This is a genomic window from Peterkaempfera griseoplana, assembly GCF_001418575.1.
In the GTDB taxonomy this organism is placed as follows: domain Bacteria; phylum Actinomycetota; class Actinomycetes; order Streptomycetales; family Streptomycetaceae; genus Peterkaempfera; species Peterkaempfera griseoplana.
Map to the genome: position 1 here is coordinate 1 of NZ_LIQR01000288.1, position 7,515 is coordinate 7,515.

Genomic DNA, 7,515 nt, shown 5'->3' on the forward strand with positions numbered 1-7,515 from the left:
GCCGCCGCCGGGGGTGTCCTCGATGTCCAGGGTGCCGCCCATCGCCTCGGCCAGGCCTCGGGAAAGCGCCAGGCCGAGCCCCAGACCCGTGGTGTTGTCGGTGTCCCCCAGCCGCTGGAAGGGCTGGAAGATCCGGTCGCGGTGCTCGGCGGGAACACCGGGGCCCCGGTCGATCACCCGGATCTCCACCCGGTCGGCCAGCGTGCTGGCGGTGACGGAGACCGGCCGTCCCGCCGGGGTGTGGCGCTGGGCGTTGGCGATGACATTGGCGAGGATCCGTTCCAGCAGAGGCGGATCGGCCAGCACGGCGGGAACCGTCTCGATCCCGCTGGTCGTCAGCTCGGCCCCGGAGGTGGTGAGGCTGTCGAGGGCACGCGGCAGCTCCTCCCCGAGGTCGGTCGGCTGGAGCCGCAGGGTGAGGACGCCCGCCTGGAGGCGGCTCATGTCGAGGAGGTTGTCCACCAGCCGGGCGAGCTTGGTGAGGGAGTCCTCGGCGGTGGCGAGCAGCTCGGCCTCGTCCTCGGCGGAGAAGGCGACGTCCGGGCTGCGCAGCGAGCCGACCGAGGCGAGCGCGGCGGCCAGCGGGGTGCGCAGGTCGTGGCTGACGGCCGCCAGCAGGGCGGTGCGCATCCGGTCGGCGGCCTTGATGGGTTCCAGTTCGGCGGCCGCGCGGGCCAGCCGCTCACGGTCCAGGGCCGCCGCGGCGTGCGCGGCGAAGGCGACCAGGACCCGCTGGTCGGCGGCGGGCAGCCGGCGGCCGCTGAGAACCAGGACCGCGTCCTCACCCACCGGGACCTCGGTGGCGGACGTGTCCGCCCCGGGGGCCGGCGGGGGCGCCGAGGGCGAGACCGGCACGGGCGCCGCACTGCGGGCGATGACCTCGTCCGGCTCGTCCGACGGCCCGTCGGGCGTACGGCGCACCAGTGCTGCGGCCTGCATGCCGAAGGCGATGCGGGAGCGTTCCAGCAGCGCGGGCACGGTGTCGGCGCCGCGCAGCACACTGCCGGCCAGTTCGGAGAGCGTCTCTGCCTCGGCGGTGGCGCGGGCGGCCCGGGTGGTCTGCCGGGCGGCGCGGTCCACCACGCTGGCGACGGCTATGGCGACACAGGCGAAGACCGCCAGCGCGAGGACGTTGTTGGGCTGGGCGATGGTGAACTGCCCGAGCGGTGGAATGAAGTAGTAGTTCAGCAGCAGGGACGCGGTGAGGGAGGCGAGCAGGGCGGAGGTGACCCCGCCGAGCAGGGCCACCGCGACGACGGCGAGCTGGAACAGCAGGGCCACGCTGGTGAGGTTGACCCCGTCCCGCAGATGGGAGAGGACCAGCGTCAGCAGCCAGGGCAGCACCAGACCGGAGGCGAAGCCGGCGACCGACCGGCGGCGGGAGTAGCGGCGGCCCAGCGACGGCAGCCTGCCGTGGCCGGCCCGCTCATGGGTGACCATGTGGACGTCGATGTCACCGGAGAGGCCGGTCGTGGTCTCACCGATGCCCCGGCCGGTGAGGAAACGGGTGAGACGGCCGCGGCGGCTGGTGCCCAGCACCAGCTGGGTGGCGTCCTGGGCGCGGGCGAAGTCCAGCAGGGCGGTGGCCACATCGTCGCCGACCACCACGTGGTAGGTGCCGCCCAGGCTCTCCACGAGCTGCCGCTGCTCAGCGAGCGCCGCGGCCGACGCCCCGGCCAGACCGTCGCTGCGGGCGACGTGCACCGCGAGGATCTCACCGCCGACGGTGCGGTCGGCGATCCGTGCGGCCCGGCGGATCAGGGTGCCGCCCTCGATGCCGCCGGTGAGGGCGACCACCACCCGCTCCCGGGTCTCCCAGACCTTCCTTATGCCGTGGGCCGCGCGGTAGTCGCGCAGCCCCTCGTCGACCCGGCCGGCCACCCACAGCAGCGCGAGCTCCCGCAGCGCGGTGAGGTTGCCGATCCGGAAGTAGTGGGAGAGCGCCGCGTCGACCTTCTCGGCGCCGTAGACATTGCCGTGGGCCATCCGGCGCCGCAGCGCCTCGGGTGACATGTCGACCAGTTCGATCTGGTGGGCGCGGCGGACCACCTCGTCCGGGACGGTCTCGCGCTGCGGCACCCCGGTGATCTTCTCAACGACGTCGTTGAGCGACTCCAGATGCTGGATGTTGACGGTGGTGATCACGTCGATACCGGCGGCGAGCAGCTCCTCCACGTCCTGCCAGCGCTTGGCGTGCCGCCCGCCGGGGACGTTGGTGTGGGCCAGTTCGTCCACCAGGGCGACCTGCGGGCGGCGGGCCAGCACCGCGTCGACGTCGAGTTCCTCGAACTCGGAGCCCCGGTGCACCCGGGTGACGCGCGGCAGGGTCTCCAGTCCGCGCAGCATGCCCTCGGTGCCGGGCCGGGCGTGGCACTCGACATAGGCGACGACGACGTCGGTGCCTCGTTGGAGGCGTCTGCGCGCCTCGTCCAGCATGCGGTAGGTCTTGCCCACCCCGGGGGCGGCCCCGAGGTAGACCCGCAGGCGGCCCGGCCGGCCCCCGTACGCGCCCGGGTCAAGGTTGCGCGCCACCGTCGCGCCCCTCCTCGTCGATTCGTGCAGCCCACCGGGCGCGACCGGCCCGGACGCCGCGGGGTCTCGCCCTCGCGCGTCCGGACCGGCCCGCCGTCATGAGGCTGCGTCCTGCTCTCACCTGAGAGTGGAGAGCGCCTTGTTGAGTTCCAGCACATTGACCCGCGCATCGCCCAGGAAACCCAGCACCGGGTCCTGGACATGAGCCTCGACCAGCCGGGCGACCGCGTCCCGGTCCAGGCCCCTGGCCTTGGCGACCCTGGTGACCTGTTCACGGGCGTAGGCCGGGGAGATGTCCGGGTCGAGGCCCGAGCCGGAGGCGGTCACCGCGTCGGCAGGCACCCGGGACGGGGCGACGCCGTCGAAGGCGGCGACCGCCGCACGGCGCTGCTGGATCGTCTTCACCAGGTCGGCGCTGTTGGGGCCGAGGTTGGAGGCTCCGGACGCGGTGGGGTCGTACCCGCCAGCCGACGGGCGGGGCTGGAACCATTTCGGGTCCGGCCGGGCCTGCTCGTCGGCGTTGTCGGGGTTCTTCTTCGGCAGGTCGAAGCTCTGCCCGAGCAGGCTGGAGCCGACGGTCCTGCCGTCGACCTGCACCAGGGAGCCGTTGGCCTGGTGGTGGAAGGCCGCCTGGCCGGCGCCGGTGACCAGGAGCGGATAGGCGATGCCGAGCAGGACGGTCATCACCAGCAGCATGCGCAGCGCCGAGAGGTGCGTGCGGAGCACTGTGGGAAGGGGCTTGGCCATTTTTCTTCTTCCGTTCTCTCCGAGCCGCGGGTCAGTGGAGCCCGGGGATGAACTGGACGACGAGGTCGATGAGTTTGATACCGGCGAACGGCAGGATCAGACCGCCGAGGCCGTACACCCACAGATTGCGGCGCAGCAGCGCGGAGGCCGAGGACGGCCGGTAGCGCACACCGCGCAGCGCCAGCGGGATCAGGCCCACGATGATCAGGGCGTTGAAGACGATCGCGGAGGTGATCGCGGACTCGGGGCTGTGCAGCCGCATGATGTTGAGCTTGTCCAGACCCGGGTACACCGCGGCGAACATCGCGGGGATGATCGCGAAGTACTTCGCGACGTCGTTGGCGATGGAGAAGGTGGTCAGCGCGCCACGGGTGATCAGCAACTGCTTGCCGATCTCGACGATCTCGATCAGCTTGGTGGGGTTGGAGTCCAGGTCCACCATGTTCCCGGCCTCCTTGGCCGCCATGGTGCCCGTGTTCATCGCCACGCCCACGTCCGCCTGGGCCAGTGCCGGGGCGTCGTTGGTGCCGTCGCCGGTCATCGCGACCAGCTTGCCGTCGGCCTGCTCCTTCCTGATCAGCGCCATCTTGTCCTCGGGGGTGGCCTCGGCGAGGAAGTCGTCCACGCCGGCCTCCTCCGCGATGGCCTTGGCGGTGAGCGGGTTGTCACCGGTGATCATCACGGTTCTGATGCCCATCCGGCGCAGCTCCTCGAAGCGCTCCCGGATGCCGTGCTTGACCACGTCCTTCAGATGGATCACACCCAGCACCCGGGCGGCGGAGCCGTCCCGGTGCTCGGCCACCACCAGCGGCGTCCCGCCCAGGTTGGAGATCCGGTCGACGGCCGCGCCCAGCTCGCCGCCGGTCTCGCCCCCGTTGTCCCGCACCCAGGCGGCCACCGCGGCCGCCGCGCCCTTGCGGATCCGGTGCACACCGCCGCCCTCGTGCAGGTCGACGCCGCTCATCCGGGTCTGCGCGGTGAACTCGATCCAGTCGGCGTGCGCCAGTTCGCCCTGGCTGCGGGCCCGCAGGCCGTACTTCTCCTTGGCCAGCACCACGACCGACCGCCCCTCGGGCGTCTCGTCCGCCAGCGAGGAGAGCTGGGCGGCGTCCGCCAGCGCTGCGACGGTGACCTCGCCGGTGGGGAGGAACTCCGCCGCCTGCCGGTTGCCGAAGGTGATGGTGCCGGTCTTGTCCAGCAGCAGGGTGTTGACGTCGCCGGCGGCCTCCACGGCGCGGCCCGACATGGCGAGCACATTGCGCTGCACCAGGCGGTCCATGCCGGCGATGCCGATCGCGGAGAGCAGTGCGCCGATGGTGGTCGGGATGAGCGCGACGACCAGCGCGACCAGCACCACCAGCGTCTGCGGGGCACCGGCGTAGGAGGCCATCGGCTGGAGGGTGACGACGGCGAGCAGGAAGACGACGGTGAGGGACGCCAGCAGGATGTTGAGGGCGATCTCATTGGGGGTCTTCTGCCGCGCCGCGCCCTCCACCAGGGCGATCATGCGGTCGATGAAGGTCTTGCCGGGTTCGGAGGTGATCTTCACAACGATGCGGTCGGAGAGCACCCTGGTCCCGCCGGTGACCGCCGAGCGGTCGCCGCCGGACTCCCGGATCACCGGTGCGGACTCACCGGTGATGGCCGACTCGTCGACGCTGGCCACGCCTTCCACCACATCGCCGTCGCCCGGGATGATCTGGCCGGCCTCGACGACCACCAGGTCGCCGAGCCGCAGCGCGGTGGCGGGGACCTGCTCCTCCTGCGCGGAGGCCTGCCCCGGCCGCCAGTCGGCCAGCCGGCGGGCCATGGTGTCGGTCTTGGTACGGCGCAGGGTCTCGGCCTGTGCCTTGCCGCGGCCCTCGGCCACCGCCTCCGCCAGGTTGGCGAAGACCACGGTCAGCCACAGCCAGGCGGTGATGGCCCAGGCGAAGACGCTGGGGTCCTTGACGGCGGAGACGGTGGTGAGCACCGAACCGACCTCGACCACGAACATGACCGGGTTCTTGACCATCACCCGGGGGTCGAGCTTGCGTATCGCGCCGGGCAGCGAGGCGACCAGCTGCCTGGGGTCGAGCAGTCCGCCGGAGACCCGGTGCGCGGAGCCGGGTTCGGGCCCGGCGGGCCCGGCAGGCTGCGGGGCCGACTCGAGGAGGGAGGAGGGGGACGACATCAGTTGAGACCTTCCGCGAGCGGACCCAGCGCGAGCGCCGGGAAGTAGGTGAGGCCCACCACGATCAGCACGACGCCGGACAGCAGGCCCACGAAGAGGGGCTTGTGGGTGGGCAGGGTGCCCTCGGTCGCCGGGACGGGCTGCTGCTTCGCCAGGGAGCCGGCGAGCGCCAGCACGAAGATCATCGGCAGGAAGCGGCCGAAGAGCATCGCCAGACCCAGCGCGGTGTTCCACCACGGGGTGTTGACGGTGATGCCGGCGAACGCGGAGCCGTTGTTGTTGGCGGCCGAGGTGAAGGCGTACAGCACCTCGGAGAAGCCGTGCGGCCCGGTGTTGAGCATGTTGGCCCGCTCGCCCGGCAGGGTCATCGCGACCCCGGTGCCGACCAGCACCACCGCGGGCGTGGTGAGGATGTACAGGGAGGCGAACTTCATCTCCCGGGCGCCGAGCTTCTTGCCCAGGTACTCGGGGGTGCGTCCCACCATCAGACCGGCGACGAACACCGCGACCACGGCGAGGATCAGCATGCCGTAGAGGCCGGAGCCGACACCGCCGGGGGCGATCTCACCGAGCATCATGTTGAAGATCGTCAGACCGCCGCCGAACGGCGTGTACGAGTCGTGGAAGGAGTTCACCGCCCCGGTGGAGGTGAGCGTCGTGGACGCGGCGAAGAGCGAGGAGGCCGCGATGCCGAACCGCTGCTCCTTGCCCTCCATGGCCGCCCCCGCGGCCTGCGCGGCCACGCCGTGGTGCTGCGCCTCGAAGAGGGTGATCAGGGAGACCGAGGCGACCCAGAAGAGCGCCATCACCGAGACGATGGCATAGCCCTGGCGGTTGTCCCCCACCATCCGGCCGAAGGTGCGCGGCAGCGCGAAGGGGATCAGCAGGAGGAGGAAGATCTCCAGCCAGTTGCTGAAGGGGTTGGGGTTCTCGAAGGGGTGGGCCGAGTTGGCGTTGTAGAAACCGCCGCCGTTGGTGCCCAGCTCCTTGATCGCCTCCTGCGAGGCCACCGGCCCGCCGGTGATCGACTGGCTGCCGCCCACCAGGGTGTGCACATCGGTCAGCCCGTGGAAGTTCTGGATCGCGCCCGAGGCCACCAGGACCAGCGCGAAGACCACCGAGAGCGGCAGCAGCAGCCGTACGGTCACCCGGGTCAGGTCCACCCAGAAGTTGCCCACCCGGTCGGTGCGGCTGCGGGTGAACCCCCGGATCAGAGCGGCCACGATGGCGATGCCGACGGCCGCGGAGACGAAGTTCTGCACCGCCAGGCCCGCCATCTGCACCAGATGGCCCATGGTCGACTCACCCGAGTACGACTGCCAGTTGGTGTTGGTGACGAAGGACACCGCGGTGTTGAAGGCCATGTCCGGCTTGACGGCCGGGAAGCCCAGGCTGAGCAGCAGATGGCTCTGCAGCCGCTGGAAGAAGTAGAGGAAGACGACGGAGACCGCCGAGAAGGCGAGGACGCTGCGCAGATAGGCGGGCCAGCGCTGGTCCGCGTCACCGTCCACGCCGACGAGCCGGTACAGGCCCCGCTCGGCCCTCAGATGTCGGGGGGAGGTGAAGAGGTGGGCGATGTAGTCGCCCAGGGGGCGGTAGGCGGCGGCCAGTGCGCCCACCAGGACGCTCGCCTGCAGCACGCCCGCGAGGGTGGGACTCATCTCAGAACTTCTCCGGGAGGATCAGGGCCAGCACGAGGTAGCCGACAAGGAGGATGGCGACGATCAGACCTGCGATGTTGTCCGCGGTCACAGGCGTTCCACCCCCCGGGCAACCAGAGCGAGGACGACGAACACGAGAACCGTGACGCCGATGAAGACGACGTCGAGCATGGGGATCACCCGGGAACTGTCGATGGTCGAATCCGGGCCCGGCCCGGTGCCGGCGGGAGGCCGGCACCAGTAGAAAACCGTCTCGCAAGGGGTGCGACGAGCCTCGTTGACGCGTCCCTTACGGCCCCCGAGCAGCCCTTGACGCCTCCCTAACGCCTACTGCGGCGGCGGCCGCCGGGGACGCCTCCGGGGGCGTGGCGCGGCATGCGGGCCACGCCCCCGGAGGCGTCC

Annotated in this window: 5 protein-coding genes; all 5 read right to left on the bottom strand. The window is 71.4% G+C overall.

What is annotated here, in order from left to right; translation table 11 throughout:
- The coding region (locus AOK09_RS21290; protein ID WP_055588817.1) for a sensor histidine kinase at nucleotides 1–2,532 on the bottom strand (2,532 nt) is incomplete at its 3' end.
- Nucleotides 2,533–2,649: 117 nt separating this feature from the next.
- Complete coding sequence (gene kdpC / locus AOK09_RS21295) at nucleotides 2,650–3,279, bottom strand: K(+)-transporting ATPase subunit C (RefSeq protein ID WP_055588818.1); 630 nt, start codon at nucleotides 3,277–3,279, stop codon at nucleotides 2,650–2,652.
- 31 nt (nucleotides 3,280–3,310) lie between these two features.
- Entirely contained in the window at nucleotides 3,311–5,452 is a 2,142-nt protein-coding gene (gene kdpB, locus AOK09_RS21300; protein ID WP_055588819.1) for a potassium-transporting ATPase subunit KdpB, read from the bottom strand.
- On the bottom strand, nucleotides 5,452–7,113 hold the full coding sequence (gene kdpA / locus AOK09_RS21305) for a potassium-transporting ATPase subunit KdpA (protein WP_055588820.1): 1,662 nt from the start codon (nucleotides 7,111–7,113) through the stop codon (nucleotides 5,452–5,454). The genes kdpB and kdpA overlap by 1 nt, the downstream gene beginning before the upstream one ends.
- A 1-nt stretch (nucleotide 7,114) precedes the next feature.
- A complete protein-coding gene (kdpF, locus tag AOK09_RS39270; protein ID WP_055588821.1) occupies nucleotides 7,115–7,204 on the bottom strand; it encodes a K(+)-transporting ATPase subunit F in 90 nt (29 codons plus the stop codon).
- Nucleotides 7,205–7,515 lie beyond the last annotated feature (311 nt).

What these genes read in the sequence shown, in the direction of transcription:
- kdpA (WP_055588820.1), bottom strand. Translation starts at nt 7,113, where the DNA reads ATGAGTCCCACCCTCGCGGGCGTGCTGCAGGCGAGCGTCCTGGTGGGC.
- kdpB (WP_055588819.1), bottom strand. Translation starts at nt 5,452, where the DNA reads ATGTCGTCCCCCTCCTCCCTCCTCGAGTCGGCCCCGCAGCCTGCCGGG.
- kdpC (WP_055588818.1), bottom strand. Translation starts at nt 3,279, where the DNA reads ATGGCCAAGCCCCTTCCCACAGTGCTCCGCACGCACCTCTCGGCGCTG.